The sequence below is a fragment of the Shigella sonnei genome (assembly GCF_002950395.1).
In the GTDB taxonomy this organism is placed as follows: domain Bacteria; phylum Pseudomonadota; class Gammaproteobacteria; order Enterobacterales; family Enterobacteriaceae; genus ECMA0423.
The window spans coordinates 3,960,844-3,978,120 of sequence record NZ_CP026802.1 but is presented as its reverse complement, the minus strand read 5'-3'; the positions used below and the strand labels follow the sequence as shown (position 1 = coordinate 3,978,120).

Sequence of the window (17,277 nt, the reverse complement as noted above, 5' to 3'; positions counted from 1 at the left end):
CGTTCCCCGCCGCGCAGATCCGGTTTCCGGCTGAAGTGGATACAGACCTGATTTGTTGCTGAGTATCGGTAAAAGTGCGGCTTATAAGCTATTCTGAAACATGGCAAGTGAATCTGGGCGGTATAATTCCGGCAAATGTCATCTGTATTTAAAGGACGTGTGAGTATGAAATTTCTGGAATGTGCTGTCCGGGATGTGATTTATGGGATCAATGTCCGTATTGTCAAACCGGTCAACATTTATGAATGTGAACTCAGGGACAACGTGTTTGTCGGCCCCTTCGTTGAGAGTAAGGCAGTATGACTTTCCGTGAGACAGATGCTGGCCAACGTGGGATATTTAACGCGGGTTAACATCGTTGTCAGAGCCGCATGGGTGAGCTGTTGCTACACCCCGGTATTTCCACCACGGAGGCCAGCATGAACAACAATAACACATTGTACGTCGGGTTAGATGTTCACAAAGAATCGATTACTGTCGCTTATGCTATCAATTCAGAACCTGTTGAACTGATGGGTAAAATTGGCACATCACCTACTGATATTCAGAATCTTTGTAAACGTCTCAGGTCAAAGTCATCGCAGGTCAGTATCGTTTATGAAGCGGGGCCCTGTGGTTATGGACTTTATCGTCGGCTGGTGAAATCCGGTTTTGACTGCATGGTCTGCGCCCCCTCACTTATCCCGAAAAAACCGGGGGAGCGGGTTAAAACCGATCGCCGTGATGCCATCAGACTTGTGCGTTCACTGCGTGCAGGAGATCTTTCTGCTGTCTACGTACCCGGCATTGAAGATGAGGCATTCCGGGATTTGGCCCGGGCATGGGCATCTGCCCGCGATGATTTACGGCATGCAAGGCAACGTCTGAAATCGTTTCTTCTGGTTCATGGGGGCCATTATGTCGGACGAGCAGATTGGGGCCCTGCACACCGACGCTGGCTCAGCAAATACTCATTCGAAAGTCCCTGGCGACAATTAGCTTTTGACGAACACCGTCGTACAATAGAAGACCGGCAGGCACAATGTGAACGGCTGGAATCCGCCCTGAAGGAGGCCGTTACCGAATGGAGGCTGTATCCGGTAGTAGAGGCGCTGCAAGCCATGCGAGGGATTCAGTTTATTACTGCGGTTGGATTAATTTCTGAACTGGGTGATCTGACCCGTTTTGAACATCCACGACAACTGATGTCATGGTTTGGTATCACGCCATCAGAATATTCATCGGGTGGAAGCAGACATCAGGGCAGCATTACCAAAGCCGGAAACAGCTATGCCAGAAAGCTATTGGTCGAGGCAGCGTGGTGAGGTGTACTGGCAATAGCGGACACTACCATTTGTTCTTTTTTTAAGCAGCCATCTGATGATATTTTTCCCTGAAGGCTGCCGGGGAGATATTCCCCAGACGAGAGTGACGACGCTGACGATTGTAGAAAATCTCAATGTATTCCCGTATTACTGAGATGGCTTCATCCCGGTTATTAAAACGATAGTGGCTCAGGCTCTCATTTTTCAGCGTTCCCCAGAAGCTTTCCATCGGAGCGTTGTCGTAACAGTTACCTTTACGCGACATTGATGTTTTCAGACCAGACTGCTCCTGTATGACCCGGTAATCGTATGCGCAGTACTGTGAACCTCGATCAGAGTGGTGGATTAGCCCGGCAGGTGGGCGCTGGCTCCTGAGCGCCATAAACAGGGCTTTACCTGTCAGCTCTTTTGTCATGCGCTCTCCCATGGCGTAGCCGACAATTTCGCACGTATAAACATCTTTGATGCCAGCGAGGTACAACCATCCCTCCTGTGTGGCAACATACGTCAGGTCCGCCACCCAGACCTGATTTGGTGCTGTAGGAGCGAACGTCTGGTTCAGCAGATTTGGCGCAACTGGCAGATTGTGGTTCGAGTTCGTAGTCGCTCTGAACTTGCGTTTCTGCTTACAGCGTAGCCTTAGCTCCTTACGAAGACGTGCCAGTCGGTCACGACCAACGATGATGCCATTCTCTGCCAGCTCCGTCTGGAGCCGCCGGGTTCCATATGTTTCGCGAGTGCGGATATGTGCCACCTTAATCTCCAGTTTTAGCCGCTCATCACTTTGTTTTCTGTCTGAGGGTTCATGCTGTACCCAGTTGTAATAACCGCTCCTGGATACACCAAATACCTGACACATCGCTTCAATGGGAAATTGTTGTCGCCATTGTTCGATTAACGCGTATTTTTCAGCGACTCCTGTGCAAAATACGCTGTTGCTTTTTTTAATATATCTCGCTCAAGGCGAGCTTCATTTAACGCCTTACGCAGTTGCAGAATTTCAGATTCCAGTTCAGCCACCGTGCGGGAACCAGGAGTACCGAGCCCTTTTCTGGCGGCGGTAACCCATTGTCCTAAAGTGCCTTCAGGAAGAGATAATCGGGAAGCGCCTTCACTGATCGAAAGTTGATTTTCAAGAACCGTTCTGACAGCTTCGGCTTTGAACTCTTTAGAGTAACGTTGGGTTTTTCTGCTCATTATTAGCTCCTTCTGATGCCATTCTATTTCAGGAAGGAGTGTCCGTTAAACTCAGGCTACCTCACTACCCACCCGATAAAAAGCGGTGTAACGTTCAGTGTATTTATAAGCATTGGCTTTGGTTCCTTCTGATGTTACCGCTGAGGGAATAACTTCTGTAACCAGTTTATTCAGACGTGGAGCATGGAAGTCAATAGAAGGGTGGTTATTACGGTCAACAAGGGAATATGTATTTTTCCCATTACCAAAGCTCACACTCCGATATCCTCCGTTATGCTTTACGCTGACGATATACTGAGGCGATACAAGCGTAGCAACGCCATTTGAGCTCACACTGCTGAAATCGGCCATTGGGGCTTTACCCAGTCTTCCCACAAGTTTTCCGTCCTTATCATATACCGGAATATCATTGGCACCAGGTACAAAAAGCCCTTTGTTTTCGGCGAAATCACGATAAATCTGATAGGCAATATCGGAACGGACAATACCCGCCTGGGATATCTGAGAGTAACACAGACAGATTGCTGGAATGCCAGCCAGAAGAATATGCGTTAATCTTCGGCATGTCTTTTTTATTACCCTGCGGGCAAGTTCAGAGACAGCAATAAGCCCCCCGGTGACGGGGCAATATTTAAGAGAATAAACTTTATTCACTATGGATTCTCCATGATGTTTACAAGGGATATAAAAGTAAAATAGCTGAAGAAGCTAATGATAACCCGACGTTATCACCAGAAAGGAAAATATAGTTACTGCATTAATGTGTTTTTGTGAACTGAACCGCCCCGGGTTTCCTGGAGAGTGTTTTATCTGTGAACTCAGGCTGCCAGATCATCATTTCCGATGGAAGCATAATAAGCTTTTTCTGCTTCTGCCGGTGGGATATGGCCCAGCCTTTCCAGCAATCGTCGATTGTTATACCAGTCCACCCACGTGAGTGTGGCCAGCTCCACTTCTGTCCGGTTTTTCCAGCTCTTACGGTGTATTACCTCCGCTTTGTAAAGGCCCTTGATGATCTCTGCCATCGCGTTGTCATACGAGTCACCAGTACTCCCTGTTGATGCCAGCAGTTTTGCTTCTTTTAGTCGCGCCTTATAGGCCAGTGACACATACTGAGAGCCTTTATCGCTGTGATGGATGGTGCCAGACGGGCGACGGGCCCACAACGCCTGCTCCAGTGCATCCAGCACGAATGTCGTTTCCATAGACGATGAGACTCGTCACCACACGATGTATCCGGCAAACACATCAATGATGAACGCCACATAGACGAAGCCCTGCCATGTGCTGACGTAAGTAAAATCAGCCACCCACAGCTGGTCAGGTCGTTCTGCCACGAACTGACGGTTTACGCGGTCGCCTGCGGCAACGGCTTTCCGGCTGATGGTCGTACGGACCTTTTTACCCCGGAGAACACCGGCAAGTCCCATAACCGCCATGAGACGTGCCACAGTGCATCTGGCCACTCTGATACCTTCCCGTAACAACTGACGCCAGACTTTACACCGTATACCTTGTGATTTTCATCGTATACGCGCTGTATCTCTTTCTTCAGCCAGTCATCGCGCTGCGCACGGGCACTGCGTTTATCCGGATGATGTCGCTGTTGCTGACAGTGGTAATACGTTGACGGGGCAATATGCAGTTCGCTGCATAGCGGTCCGACCCCGTACTGCTCACGCAGCTTATCCAGCAGTGGCATCATTTTTTCCAGAGGCGGTCAAACTCCGCCTTCGCAAAATAAGCGGAAGCCTGGCGAAGGATATCGTTACTGCGGCGCAGTTCACGATTTTCACGCTCCAGCTCTTTCAGACGCTGACGTTCAGCGGTGGTGAGCCCTCCATCACCGCCCCCGGTATCCCGCTCATGCTGGCGAACCCGGACACGCAGAGTCTCCGGCGTACAGCCAATCTTTGGAGCAATGGAACAAATTGTCGCCCATTGTGAGTCATATTCGCCCTGACTTTCCAGAACCATACGGACTGCCCGTTGACGGACTTCGGGGGAAAAACGAGTATTTTTAGTCATCCTGTTTACCTCTTTCTCAGGAAGTTTAGTCTCCAGGATTCCCGGGGCGGTTCAGTTCAGAACACAAGCACATTCAACAGTACGTCAGGACTATTGATTTCATAACAGCGAATACAATTTTTTACTGTTTATAATGGCTACCTGTGTTGGACGGGGTAGACTGGCCCCCTGAATCTCCAGACAACCAGTATCACTTAAATAAGTGATAGTCTTAATACTAGTTTTTAGACTAGTCATTGGAGTACAGATGATTGATGTCTTAGGGCCGGAGAAACGCAGACGGCGTACCACACAGGAAAAGATCGCAATTGTTCAGCAGAGCTTTGAACCGGGGATGACGGTCTCCCTCGTTGCCCGGCAACATGGTGTAGCAGCCAGCCAGTTATTTCTCTGGCGTAAGCAATACCAGGAAGGAAGTCTTACTGCTGTCGCCGCCGGAGAACAGGTTGTTCCTGCCTCTGAACTTGCTGCCGCCATGAAGCAGATTAAAGAACTCCAGCGCCTGCTCGGCAAGAAAACGATGGAAAATGAACTCCTCAAAGAAGCCGTTGAATATGGACGGGCAAAAAAGTGGATAGCGCACGCGCCCTTATTGCCCGGGGATGGGGAGTAAGCTTAGTCAGCCGTTGTCTCCGGGTGTCGCGTGCGCAGTTGCACGTCATTCTCAGACGAACCGATGACTGGATGGATGGCCGCCGCAGTCGTCACACTGATGATACGGATGTGCTTCTCCGTATACACCATGTTATCGGAGAGCTGCCCACGTATGGTTATCGTCGGGTATGGGCGCTGCTTCGCAGACAGGCAGAACTTGATGGTATGCCTGCGATCAATGCCAAACATGTTTACCGGATCATGCGCCAGAATGCGCTGTTGCTTGAGCGAAAACCTGCTGTACCGCCATCGAAACGGGCACATACAGGCAGAGTGGCCGTGAAAGAAAGCAATCAGCGATGGTGCTCTGACGGGTTCGAGTTCTGCTGTGATAACGGAGAGAGACTGCGTGTCACGTTCGCGCTGGACTGCTGTGATCGTGAGGCACTGCACTGGGCGGTGACTATCGGCGGCTTCAACAGTGAAACAGTGTCAGCGCCAGTGATATAAGACGGTAATTCGCCATTTGGATTGTCCGCTCCACCCAACATGTTGTTTCCTTAAGGTTCTCACACCAGAAAGGACATCAACATGCTGAGCAGAGAGGACTTTTACATGATAAAGCAAATGCGCCAGCAGGGCGCGTACATCGTCGATATTGCGACTCAGATTGGTTGCTCTGAACGGACGGTCAGACGCTACCTCAAATACCCTGAACCGCCAGCCAGAAAGACCCGCCACAAAATGGTTAAGCTGAAACCGTTTATGGATTACATCGACATGCGCCTGGCAGAGAATGTCTGGAATAGCGAGGTTATCTTCGCGGAGATTAAGGCAATGGGTTATACGGGCGGACGTTCCATGCTGCGTTACTACATCCAGCCCAAACGTAAAATGCGTCCGTCAAAAAGAACAGTTCGCTTCGAAACTCAGCCTGGATACCAGCTCCAGCATGACTGGGGCGAAGTTGAGGTGGAGGTTGCCGGGCAACGGTGCAAAGTTAACTTTGCGGTTAATACGCTGGGGTTCTCCCGCAGCTTCCATGTCTTCGCCGCACCAAAACAGGATGCTGAGCATACCTACGAATCACTGGTTCGCGCCTTCCGCTACTTCGGTGGTTGTGTGAAAACGGTGCTGGTTGATAACCAGAAGGCTGCGGTGCTGAAGAATAACAACGGGAAAGTCGTGTTCAACTCCGGATTCCTGTTGCTGGCTGACCACTATAACTTCCTGCCACGGGCATGCCGTCCACGCAGGGCCAGAACAAAAGGTAAGGTTGAGCGGATGGTGAAATACCTCAAGGAGAACTTCTTCGTCCGGTACCGCAGGTTCGACAGCTTCACTCATGTCAATCAACAACTGGAGCAATGGATAGCCGATGTGGCTGACAAACGGGAGCTTCGCCAGTTCAAAGAAACGCCGGAACAGCGCTTCGCGCTGGAGCAGGAACATCTGCAGCCGTTACCGGATACAGACTTCGATACCAGTTACTTCGATATCCGCCATGTGTCCTGGGACAGCTATATCGAGGTTGGTGGTAATCGTTACAGCGTTCCCGAAGCGCTGTGTGGTCAGCCGGTATCGATACGAATATCGCTGGATGACGAGTTGCGGATCTACAGTAATGAGAAACTGGTGGCCTCACATCGCCTCTGTTCAGCATCGTCTGGCTGGCAGACAGTGCCGGAGCATCACGCCCCGCTCTGGCAGCAGGTCAGTCAGGTGGAACATCGACCACTGAGTGCCTATGAGGAGCTGTTGTGATGCATGAACTGGAAGTCCTGCTGAGTCGCCTGAAAATGGAGCATCTGAGTTATCACGTTGAAAGCCTGCTGGAACAGGCAGCTAAAAAAGAGCTGAACTACCGGGAGTTCCTGTGCATGGCGCTACAGCAGGAATGGAACGGCAGGCATCAGCGCGGTATGGAGTCCAGGCTGAAGCAGGCTCGTCTGCCGTGGGTCAAAACGCTGGAGCAGTTCGACTTTACCTTCCAGCCGGGCATCGACCGTAAGGTTGTCCGGGAACTGGCTGGTCTGGCGTTCGTGGAGCGCAGCGAAAACGTGATCCTGCTGGGCCCTCCTGGTGTCGGAAAAACTCATCTGGCCATAGCTCTTGGCGTGAAAGCGGTGGATGCGGGACATCGGGTACTGTTTATGCCACTGGACAGACTGATCGCGACACTGATGAAAGCGAAACAGGAAAACCGGCTGGAGCGTCAGCTACAGCAACTGAGTTATGCCCGGGTGTTGATCCTGGATGAAATAGGCTATCTGCCGATGAACAGAGAGGAAGCCAGTCTGTTCTTCCGGCTACTGAACCGTCGATATGAAAAAGCGAGCATCATACTGACGTCAAACAAAGGGTTCGCAGACTGGGGAGAAATGTTCGGAGATCACGTACTGGCAACAGCGATCCTGGATCGGCTGCTACATCACTCAACCACGCTGAATATCAAAGGAGAGAGTTACCGGTTAAAAGAGAAACGTAAAGCTGGAGTGCTGACCAAAAACACAACGCCAATCAGTGATGATGAAATGGTGGAAAGCGGACAGCATCAGTAACGAAAGTATTTAGCGGGCATGAAAATGGCAAATAACGGTCAAACATCGTGGCGTTGACAACAGTACAGGACGTCATGCTGGGAGCGGTGGAACGCCGCTTCGGCAACGATCTTCCGTCGTCTCCAGTGGAGTGGCTGACGGATAATGGTTCATGCTACCGGGCTAATGAAACACGCCAGTTCGCCCGGATGTTGGGACTTGAACCGAAGAACACGGCGGTGCGGAGTCCGGAGAGTAACGGAATAGCAGAGAGCTTCGTGAAAACGATAAAGCGTGACTACATCAGTATCATGCCCAAACCAGACGGGTTAACGGCAGCAAAGAACCTTGCAGAGGCGTTCGAGCATTATAACGAATGGCATCCGCATAGTGCGCTGGGTTATCGCTCACCACGGGAATATCTGCGGCAGCGGGCTTGTAATGGGTTAAGTGATAACAGATGTCTGGAAATATAGGGGCAAATCCACGGGGATACCAGTTCAACCGAAAACGCCAGAGGAGGGGATTACCCGCTGGCAGGGTAAATCTGTGGTTTTTGATGCCAGCTATAACGTGTTTGACGATAAAGTATTACGAAAGAACTTTAATGAGTTCATGGAGTAATTCGTTAAAGTAATTTACAACGCTATCCTTTTGCAAAGGAAACTTTCAGAAAATAACCCCAGGGTAATCACCTGGGGAAGGAACACAGTGTTATTATTGGATAATAAATTATTACTTGTTTTAAAGTTACACTAATGCAATATCTACTGATACTGGATGCTTGAATGTTTCATCCCTGCTGCGGAAAAGGGCAATATCCAGGGCCAGATATATTCACCGTTCATATTTCTGCATTTCTGTACAATTTCCTCAGAAAGTGTCTTGTCAATTCTTTTCCACAGGTGCTCCTGCTGTCTTAAAATACTTTCGCATATTTCGAAATCATCTTCCTGAATCAGCATTTCGGCGCATTTAATGATTTCTGATCGTTCATGCAGCACGGAGGAATGGTTATAGAGCCAGTTTACAAACAGCAATGCTTCCGGATATTGTCCCCATAATGGTGAGTATGTTGCATAGTAATCTTCTGCCGTATCCAGAGAGCCGGAGAAGTCATGCCACACAGCAAGTGGAAATGGATGCAGATTTCCGCACAGCATTTCTGCGATGTAAGTGTTTGTGGCAAAGCCATGGCGAAAAGCTGTGGCGGCCTTAACATGTTCCCCGTTCAGAAAATGCAGGAGACCGAGTTCATACCAGTAAGGTGAAAATTCATCAGCATGCTCTTTCAGTACACTGAAGGCTCGCTCATGATCGCCGGTGCGTAACAGCTCTGAACCCAACAACCAGCGAGCCCCCTGATTATCTTCAGGATTGTATGCCAGTATTTTATCAGTGAGCATAACCGCATCCTGATGGCGCTGTAAGTGCACATTTGCGAGAATTGCTGCATAAAGCGCGCGCAGATAAGGCCGGTTTTCGGGATGCATCCAGATTATTTCACCACAGAAACTTTCCGGGATGATACGATTACCTGCCGCCAGTCCTTTAAGAGAGGCGTTCAGTGCCTTACGCGGGGCATTCTGTTCCAGAAATGCATATGCCAGATGAGCGTGTATATCAATAAAGTCCGGCTCCCGTTGAGCAAGGCGTCGGAGTTTGTTGATGTAACTCGTCTCGCTGATTTCATCAGCGTCGTATGCATCAAGCACTTCTTCAAACTCCCCCAGCAATGGGCCAAACCAGGTATCCGAAAATACGAAATAACCCTTGTTATCGTGCACTTCAAAGCATAATCTATCGTTCATTTCTGAGCCTGTAAAACATGTGGTGATATAGTCTGAGAGCATAAAAGTTGAGATTCTGTGTATCAAGTCCTGTCTTGGCACCGAATGAATATTGCTTACGAAGCCCCTTCATGCTTTCCTTGAGAACAATAATTTTATCTTTATGTGAATCTCATTTTTTATAATGATGTCAGATGATTGAAATGCTAAATTATATCTGAATCAACTTTTCCTTTGCTAAAGGTATCGAAATAACTGCAAGGCTGTATTTTGTAATTGCCAATTTAAAAATGTCAATTTGTTTTTAATTATGTTTTTGTAATAAGTTTGAAGACGCAAAAAAATAATATAATAACAAAAATCCTCCAGCCTTGTAGGCCAGAGGATAAAATACTTAATTGAGGAAAATATCAGGGAAAAGTATTTCTGACTTAACTTTCCCGGCTGGAGAGTGAATCAATGTAATCAGCGTACCATTGCATCATTTCACGGCGGCCATCGAGATACAGGGCATGATTATAGGTACCCCTGATGGAATTTTTATCCACATGAGCTAACTGCATTTCAATCCAGGCGGAATTAAAGCCTTGTTCATGCAGAATTGGGTAATGACTCCAACTTATTGATAGTGTTTTATGTTCAGATAATGCCCGATGACTTTGTCATGCAGCTCCACCGATTTTGAGAACGACAGCGACTTCCGTCCCAGCCGTGCCAGGTGCTGCCTCAGATTCAGGTTATGCCGCTCAATTCGCTGCGTATATCGCTTGCTGATTACGTGCAGCTTTCCCTTCAGGCGGGATTCATACAGCGGCCAGCCATCCGTCATCCATATCACCACGTCAAAGGGTGACAGCAGGCTCATAAGACGCCCCAGCGTCGCCATAGTGCGTTCACCGAATACGTGCGCAACAACCGTCTTCCGGAGACTGTCATACGCGTAAAACAGCCAGCGCTGGCGCGATTTAGCCCCGACATAGCCCCACTGTTCGTCCATTTCCGCGCAGACGATGACGTCACTGCCCGGCTGTATGCGCGAGGTTACCGACTGCGGCCTGAGTTTTTTAAGTGACGTAAAATCGTGTTGAGGCCAACGCCCATAATGCGTGCAGTTGCCCGGCATCCAACGCCATTCATGGCCATATCAATGATTTTCTGGTGCGTACCGGGTTGAGAAGCGGTGTAAGTGAACTGCAGTTGCCATGTTTTACGGCAGTGAGAGCAGAGATAGCGCTGATGTCCGGCAGTGCTTTTGCCGTTACGCACCACCCCGTCAGTAGCTGAACAGGAGGGACAGCTGATAGAAACAGAAGCCACTGGAGCACCTCAAAAACACCATCATACACTAAATCAGTAAGTTGGCAGCATCACCGCAGAATTGTACTCATGGTGTGTCTGAAACCGTGCCCTGTGAGTCTTCCCTTATATCCAAGTAATTCAATTACTTGGTTAATGCTTTCCTTACTAATTGGTTTGCGGGGATCATTTCTACCGATAAAGACTAGGGGATGATGTTTTGAGATTGGTTCAAGCTGCTTAAATAGCATAATGACCTGCTCAGAGAGCGGCACAATATGAGGTCGCTTCATCTTCATTACTTCTGCCGGGATCTCCCACAATTTTGTCTCAAAATCGATATCTTCCCAGCGTGCAAAACGCAGTTCTTGTGTTCGTACGCCGGTTAACATAATGATCTGAGTAGCTGTCTTAGTGATTATACTTCCGGTATAACCCGCCAGATCGTTGAGGAAGTGGGGAAGTTCATTAGCAGTAAGAAAGGGAAAATGTACTTTTTTCGGTGTAGCTAAAGCACTGGCAAGATCGGGGGCTGGGTTATAGTCTGCCCGGCCAGTAACAATTGCATAGCGGAACACCTCACCACAGCGCTGGCGGACCTTGCGCATTTTCTCCAGAGCTCCACGTTTTTCCATTTTACGCAGTGCTTCCAGTAACTCCATTGGTTTGATTTCGGCAATAGGGCGCTTGCCAATGTAGGGAAAAATGTCTTTTTCAAAGGTATCAATGATTTCATCACGATAGCGTAATGACCACCGATCAGCTTTTGACTGGTGCCATTCGCGAGCAATAGCCTCGAACGTATTTTTCAGACTCATTTGCTGCGCGATTTTTTCTTCCTTTTTTGCCTCCCCTGGATCGCCTCCAGCAGCGAGGAGTTTCCTGGCTTCACTGCGTTTCTCGCGAGCATCGGCTAGCGTTACATCGGGGTATACGCCAATAGAAAGCATCTTTTCTTTACCAGCAAAGCGGTACTTCATGCGCCAGTATTTAGAACCATTAGTGTTAATCAGTAGATACATACCGCCGCCATCAGCAAGCTTATAGGGTTTGTCTTTGGGTTTTGCGGTTTTCACTTTGATATCGGTTAATGCCATGACATCCTCCGGCTTTTGATGAATTCATGTTCCTGAGGGGGATTTCTGCCAGTAACTAACCTGATACCCCCAATACACCCCTTGTATAACAAAGATATTGTTAAAAGCCGTTGTTATGTATCACATTTTTCCTATTATGGGGGTGCTTGTATTTCAATAGGAAATAACACCCCCTAAAGTACCCCCAAAAGAAACTTGATATGGGGTGAAGTAGGTTGACCTCAGGATACAAATAAATACTGATATACAAGGGATTAGAAGAGATTTATTGACATTGGGAGAGTTCAGAAGAGGTAAACTGGCGGAAGATCACAGGAGTCGAACCTGCCCGGGACCGCTGGCGGCCCCAACTGGATTTGAAGTCCAGCCGCCTCACCGGAGACGACGATCTTCCGCGCCTCGATTGCTACATGGAGGCGGGGCGCATTATAGCTACTTCCTTGAGTTTCTACATCCCCCAGATCAGTTTTTTCCGCCTAATACACGCAGCGTATTATCACGAAAGCATTATAACTCATATAAAACCCATATTTTACAATGATATATGAGCGGAATTAACGCTACCACGATCACATAAAACAAGAATCATAAATTAATAACCAGATATCGGAATATTCGCTCTCACAGGGATGGTTTACAAAATGCGTTATCGGTCTCAGCACCCCTATAGCATCAAGGAAAAGCAGATGAAGAGTGAAGTGTTGTCCGTTAAAGAGAAAATTGGTTATGGCATGGGAGACGCCGCCAGCCACATTATTTTCGATAACGTAATGTTATATATGATGTTCTTTTATACCGATATTTTTGGCATTCCTGCCGGATTTGTCGGAACCATGTTTTTGGTCGCTCGTGCACTGGATGCGATTTCCGATCCTTGCATGGGGTTGTTGGCCGATCGAACGCGCTCTCGCTGGGGTAAATTTCGTCCGTGGGTACTGTTTGGCGCACTGCCATTCGGGATCGTCTGTGTACTGGCCTATAGCACGCCAGATCTCAGTATGAACGGCAAAATGATCTATGCAGCAATTACTTACACCCTACTTACCTTACTTTATACCGTCGTCAATATCCCTTACTGCGCATTGGGTGGTGTAATCACCAATGACCCGACTCAGCGTATCTCGCTGCAATCCTGGCGTTTTGTGCTGGCGACCGCGGGAGGCATGCTTTCTACTGTTCTGATGATGCCACTGGTTAATTTAATTGGCGGTGATAATAAACCACTCGGTTTCCAGGGCGGTATCGCGGTCCTTTCCGTGGTGGCATTCATGATGCTGGCATTTTGTTTCTTCACCACTAAAGAACGCGTTGAAGCACCACCTACAACAACGTCTATGCGGGAAGATTTACGTGATATCTGGCAAAACGACCAGTGGCGGATTGTCGGTTTACTAACCATTTTCAATATCCTGGCGGTGTGCGTACGCGGTGGGGCGATGATGTATTACGTCACATGGATTTTGGGCACGCCGGAAGTGTTTGTCGCTTTTCTCACCACTTATTGCGTGGGTAACCTGATTGGTTCCGCACTGGCAAAACCTCTGACCGACTGGAAATGTAAAGTCACTATCTTCTGGTGGACGAACGCCCTGCTGGCAGTGATTAGCCTCGCGATGTTCTTTGTTCCCATGCAGGCCAGCATCACTATGTTTGTCTTCATCTTCGTGATTGGTGTGTTGCATCAACTGGTGACACCTATCCAGTGGGTAATGATGTCCGATACCGTCGACTACGGCGAGTGGTGCAATGGTAAACGCCTGACCGGGATCAGTTTTGCTGGCACGCTGTTTGTGCTCAAACTGGGGTTGGCCTTCGGCGGCGCTCTTATCGGCTGGATGCTGGCTTATGGCGGATATGATGCGGCAGAAAAAGCGCAGAACAGCGCCACGGTGATGCTGCCAACTTACTGATTTAGTGTATGATGGTGTTTTTGAGGTGCTCCAGTGGCTTCTGTTTCTATCAGCTGTCCCTCCTGTTCAGCTACTGACGGGGTGGTGCGTAACGGCAAAAGCACTGCCGGACATCAGCGCTATCTCTGCTCTCACTGCCGTAAAACATGGCAACTGCAGTTCACTTACACCGCTTCTCAACCCGGTACGCACCAGAAAATCATTGATATGGCCATGAATGGCGTTGGATGCCGGGCAACTGCACGCATTATGGGCGTTGGCCTCAACACGATTTTACGTCACTTAAAAAACTCAGGCCGCAGTCGGTAACCTCGCGCATACAGCCGGGCAGTGACGTCATCGTCTGCGCGGAAATGGACGAACAGTGGGGCTATGTCGGGGCTAAATCGCGCCAGCGCTGGCTGTTTTACGCGTATGACAGTCTCCGGAAGACGGTTGTTGCGCACGTATTCGGTGAACGCACTATGGCGACGCTGGGGCGTCTTATGAGCCTGCTGTCACCCTTTGACGTGGTGATATGGATGACGGATGGCTGGCCGCTGTATGAATCCCGCCTGAAGGGAAAGCTGCACGTAATCAGCAAGCGATATACGCAGCGAATTGAGCGGCATAACCTGAATTTGAGGCAGCACCTGGCACGGCTGGGACGGAAGTCGCTGTCGTTCTCAAAATCGGTGGAGCTGCATGACAAAGTCATCGGGCATTATCTGAACATAAAACACTATCAATAAGTTGGAGTCATTACCCAGCGCCACGATTAGCATCATTATTGCGCTATTCACGATTGTTCCGGCGATCTGTTATTTGCTGAGCGCGATTATCGCTAAACGCTACTACTCACTCACGACGCACAATCTGAAAACCGTTATGGAACAGCTGGCTCAGGGTAAACGCCGTTGCCAGCAACAATTCACCTCTCAAGAAGTGCAGAACTAAGGAACGGCAATGAAAATTAGCGATGGAAACTGGTTGATTCAACCTGGCCTCAATTTGATTCACCCGCTTCAGGTGTTCGAGGTTGAACAGCAGGATAATGAAATGGTGGTCTATGCTGCCCCCCGTGATGTGCGTGAACGTACCTGGCAGCTTGATACGCCTTTATTTACGCTGCGCTTTTTCTCCCCACAGGAAGGTATTGTCGGTGTGCGGATTGAGCATTTTCAGGGGGCGCTGAATAACGGTCCTCATTATCCGCTCAATATTTTGCAGGACGTGAAGGTCACAATCGAAAACACAGAACGTTATGCTGAGTTTAAAAGTGGCAACTTAAGCGCGCGTGTCAGCAAAGGTGAGTTCTGGTCACTGGATTTTCTGCGCAACGGCGAACGTATTACCGGTAGTCAGGTGAAAAATAATGGCTACGTGCAGGACACGAATAATCAACGCAATTATATGTTTGAGCGGCTTGATCTTGGCGTTGGCGAAACAGTTTACGGTCTGGGAGAGCGCTTTACTGCCCTGGTGCGCAATGGCCAGACGGTAGAGACCTGGAACCGGGACGGCGGCACAAGTACTGAACAGGCGTATAAAAATATCCCGTTCTACATGACTAACCGTGGTTATGGGGTACTGGTCAATCATCCCCAGTGTGTCTCTTTTGAAGTGGGATCGGAGAAAGTCTCCAAAGTGCAGTTCAGCGTTGAGAGTGAATATCTCGAATACTTTGTTATCGACGGCCCGACGCCGAAAGCGGTACTTGATCGTTATACCCGCTTTACTGGTCGTCCGGCGCTGCCGCCCGCGTGGTCCTTCGGCCTGTGGCTAACCACTTCATTTACCACCAACTACGACGAAGCGACGGTAAACAGCTTTATCGATGGTATGGCGGAACGCAATCTGCCGCTGCATGTTTTCCACTTTGACTGTTTCTGGATGAAAGCCTTCCAGTGGTGCGATTTTGAGTGGGACCCGCTGACTTTCCCTGACCCGGAAGGGATGATCCGCCGCCTGAAAGCGAAAGGGCTGAAAATCTGCGTCTGGATTAACCCCTATATCGGTCAAAAATCCCCCGTCTTTAAAGAGTTACAAGAGAAAGGCTATTTACTCAAACGCCCGGACGGTTCGCTATGGCAGTGGGATAAATGGCAGCCAGGTCTGTAATGCCGATCAGTTAAGGATCAGTTGACCGATCCAGTGGCTGTGTAAGAATCCGGAAACGCTCACTTGTTTCCGGATTTTTTTATGCACATTGGACAGGCTCTTGATCTGGTATCCCGTTACGATTCTCTGCGTAACCCACTGACTTCTCTGGGGGATTACCTCGACCCCGAACTCATCTCTCGTTGCCTTGCCGAATCAGGTACTGTAACGCTACGCAAGCGCCGTCTTCCCCTCGAAATGATGGTCTGGTGTATTGTTGGCATGGCGCTTGAGCGTAAAGAACCTCTTCACCAGATTGTGAATCGCCTGGACATCATGCTGCCGGGCAATCGCCCCTTCGTTGCCCCCAGTGCCGTTATTCAGGCCCGCCAGCGCCTGGGAAGTGAGGCTGTCCGCCGCGTGTTCACGAAAACAGCGCAGCTCTGGCATAACGCCACGCCGCATCCGCACTGGTGCGGCCTGACCCTGCTGGCCATCGATGGTGTGTTCTGGCGCACACCGGATACACCAGAGAACGATGCAGCCTTCCCCCGCCAGACACATGCCGGGAACCCGGCGCTCTACCCGCAGGTCAAAATGGTCTGCCAGATGGAACTGACCAGCCATCTGCTGACGGCTGCAGCCTTCGGCACGATGAAGAACAGCGAAAATGAGCTTGCTGAGCAACTTATAGAACAAACCGGCGATAACACTCTGACGTTAATGGATAAAGGTTATTACTCACTGGGACTGTTAAATGCCTGGAGCCTGGCGGGAGAACACCGCCACTGGATGATACCTCTCAGAAAGGGAGCGCAATATGAAGAGCTCAGAAAACTGGGTAAAGGCGATCATCTGGTGAAGCTGAAAACCAGCCCGCAGGCACGAAAAAAGTGGCCGGGACTGGGAAATGAAGTGACAGCCCGCCTGCTGACCGTGACGCGCAAAGGAAAAGTCTGCCATCTGCTGACGTCGATGACGGACGCCATGCGCTTCCCCGGAGGAGAAATGGCGGATCTGTACAGTCATCGCTGGGAAATCGAACTGGGATACAGGGAGATAAAACAGACGATGCAACTGAGCAGGCTGACGCTGAGAAGTAAAAAGCCGGAGCTTGTGGAGCAAGAGCTGTGGGGTGTCTTACTGGCTTATAATCTGGTGAGATATCAGATGATTAAAATGGCGGAACATCTGAAAGGTTACTGGCCGAATCAACTGAGTTTCTCAGAATCATGCGGAATGGTGATGAGAATGCTGATGACATTGCAGGGCGCTTCACCGGGACGTATACCGGAGCTGATGCGCGATCTTGCAAGTATGGGACAACTTGTGAAATTACCGACGAGAAGGGAAAGGGCCTTCCCGAGAGTGGTAAAGGAGAGGCCCTGGAAATACCCCACAGCCCCGAAAAAGAGCCAGTCAGTTGCTTAACTGACTGGCAT

8 protein-coding genes, 1 tRNA gene, 11 pseudogenes and 1 other annotated feature are annotated in these 17,277 nt (G+C 49.4%); of the genes and pseudogenes, 12 read left to right on the top strand and 8 right to left on the bottom strand.

The window, feature by feature from the left end; all coding sequences use genetic code 11:
• Positions 1-165: 165 nt before the first annotated feature.
• Complete coding sequence (locus C1P89_RS26105; RefSeq protein WP_000670133.1) at positions 166-303, top strand: hypothetical protein; 138 nt, start codon at positions 166-168, stop codon at positions 301-303.
• 116 nt (positions 304-419) lie between these two features.
• Positions 420-1,301: pseudogene (locus tag C1P89_RS20540) on the top strand (IS110-like element ISSso6 family transposase); the annotation flags it as partial.
• A gap of 43 nt (positions 1,302-1,344) precedes the next feature.
• Here C1P89_RS20540 and C1P89_RS20535 read toward each other — a convergent pair.
• The 3 genes and pseudogenes from C1P89_RS20535 to C1P89_RS20525 form a co-directional block, all read right to left on the bottom strand.
• Positions 1,345-2,501, bottom strand: a protein-coding gene (locus C1P89_RS20535; RefSeq protein WP_087879964.1) for an IS3-like element IS600 family transposase whose coding sequence is annotated in 2 segments (ribosomal slippage) — positions 1,345-2,252 and positions 2,252-2,501 — 1,158 coding nt in all. Because the reading frame shifts where the segments join, the coding sequence is not laid out codon by codon here.
• 63 nt (positions 2,502-2,564) lie between these two features.
• Positions 2,565-3,155, bottom strand: a pseudogene (locus C1P89_RS20530) (S6 family peptidase); the annotation flags it as partial.
• A gap of 164 nt (positions 3,156-3,319) precedes the next feature.
• Positions 3,320-4,529: pseudogene (locus tag C1P89_RS20525) on the bottom strand (IS3 family transposase).
• Positions 4,132-4,248 (bottom strand) — a sequence feature (AL1L pseudoknot). It overlaps the preceding pseudogene by 117 nt.
• Before the next feature lie 247 nt (positions 4,530-4,776).
• Between C1P89_RS20525 and C1P89_RS20520 the strand changes: the two are divergent.
• From C1P89_RS20520 to C1P89_RS26550, 5 genes and pseudogenes are all read left to right on the top strand, one after another.
• Positions 4,777-5,615, top strand: a pseudogene (locus C1P89_RS20520) (IS3-like element IS2 family transposase); the annotation flags it as partial.
• 99 nt (positions 5,616-5,714) lie between these two features.
• Positions 5,715-6,887, top strand: coding sequence for an IS21-like element IS21 family transposase (istA, locus tag C1P89_RS20515; protein WP_000952382.1), 1,173 nt, complete (start codon positions 5,715-5,717; stop codon positions 6,885-6,887).
• Entirely contained in the window at positions 6,887-7,684 is a 798-nt protein-coding gene (istB, locus tag C1P89_RS20510; protein WP_000544828.1) for an IS21-like element IS21 family helper ATPase IstB, read from the top strand. Before istA ends, istB begins: the two co-directional genes overlap by 1 nt.
• 59 nt (positions 7,685-7,743) lie before the next feature.
• Positions 7,744-8,139: pseudogene (locus tag C1P89_RS20505) on the top strand (integrase core domain-containing protein); the annotation flags it as partial.
• Positions 8,140-8,158: 19 nt separating this feature from the next.
• Positions 8,159-8,287: pseudogene (locus tag C1P89_RS26550) on the top strand (phosphoethanolamine transferase); the annotation flags it as partial.
• Positions 8,288-8,430: 143 nt separating this feature from the next.
• Here C1P89_RS26550 and C1P89_RS20500 read toward each other — a convergent pair.
• The 5 genes and pseudogenes from C1P89_RS20500 to C1P89_RS20480 form a co-directional block, all read right to left on the bottom strand.
• Positions 8,431-9,474, bottom strand: a complete 1,044-nt coding sequence (locus C1P89_RS20500) for a tetratricopeptide repeat protein (protein WP_000999847.1) — start codon at positions 9,472-9,474, stop codon at positions 8,431-8,433.
• A 410-nt stretch (positions 9,475-9,884) separates the two neighbouring features.
• A pseudogene (locus C1P89_RS20495) lies at positions 9,885-10,055 on the bottom strand (tyrosine-type recombinase/integrase); the annotation flags it as partial.
• Positions 10,056-10,072: 17 nt separating this feature from the next.
• Positions 10,073-10,770 (bottom strand): IS1-like element IS1A family transposase gene (locus tag C1P89_RS20490; protein WP_094096600.1). Its coding sequence is split into 2 segments (ribosomal slippage): positions 10,073-10,521 and positions 10,521-10,770, totalling 699 coding nucleotides; the frame shifts between segments, so codons are not numbered across the junction.
• Between the two features lie 56 nt (positions 10,771-10,826).
• Positions 10,827-11,874, bottom strand: a pseudogene (locus C1P89_RS20485) (tyrosine-type recombinase/integrase); the annotation flags it as partial.
• Between the two features lie 271 nt (positions 11,875-12,145).
• Positions 12,146-12,240: transfer RNA gene (locus tag C1P89_RS20480), tRNA-Sec, on the bottom strand.
• Between the two features lie 292 nt (positions 12,241-12,532).
• Here C1P89_RS20480 and C1P89_RS20475 point away from each other — a divergent pair.
• The 5 genes and pseudogenes from C1P89_RS20475 to C1P89_RS20455 form a co-directional block, all read left to right on the top strand.
• A pseudogene (locus C1P89_RS20475) lies at positions 12,533-13,744 on the top strand (glycoside-pentoside-hexuronide family transporter); the annotation flags it as partial.
• 45 nt (positions 13,745-13,789) lie between these two features.
• Positions 13,790-14,487, top strand: a protein-coding gene (locus C1P89_RS20470; protein ID WP_094096600.1) for an IS1-like element IS1A family transposase whose coding sequence is annotated in 2 segments (ribosomal slippage) — positions 13,790-14,039 and positions 14,039-14,487 — 699 coding nt in all. Because the reading frame shifts where the segments join, the coding sequence is not laid out codon by codon here.
• 16 nt (positions 14,488-14,503) lie between these two features.
• Positions 14,504-14,692, top strand: a pseudogene (locus C1P89_RS20465) (hypothetical protein); the annotation flags it as partial.
• Positions 14,693-14,701: 9 nt separating this feature from the next.
• A pseudogene (gene yicI, locus C1P89_RS20460) lies at positions 14,702-15,853 on the top strand (alpha-xylosidase); the annotation flags it as partial.
• 66 nt (positions 15,854-15,919) lie between these two features.
• Complete coding sequence (locus C1P89_RS20455) at positions 15,920-17,266, top strand: IS4-like element IS4 family transposase (protein WP_000483769.1); 1,347 nt, start codon at positions 15,920-15,922, stop codon at positions 17,264-17,266.
• The last annotated feature ends 11 nt before the right edge of the window (positions 17,267-17,277 follow it).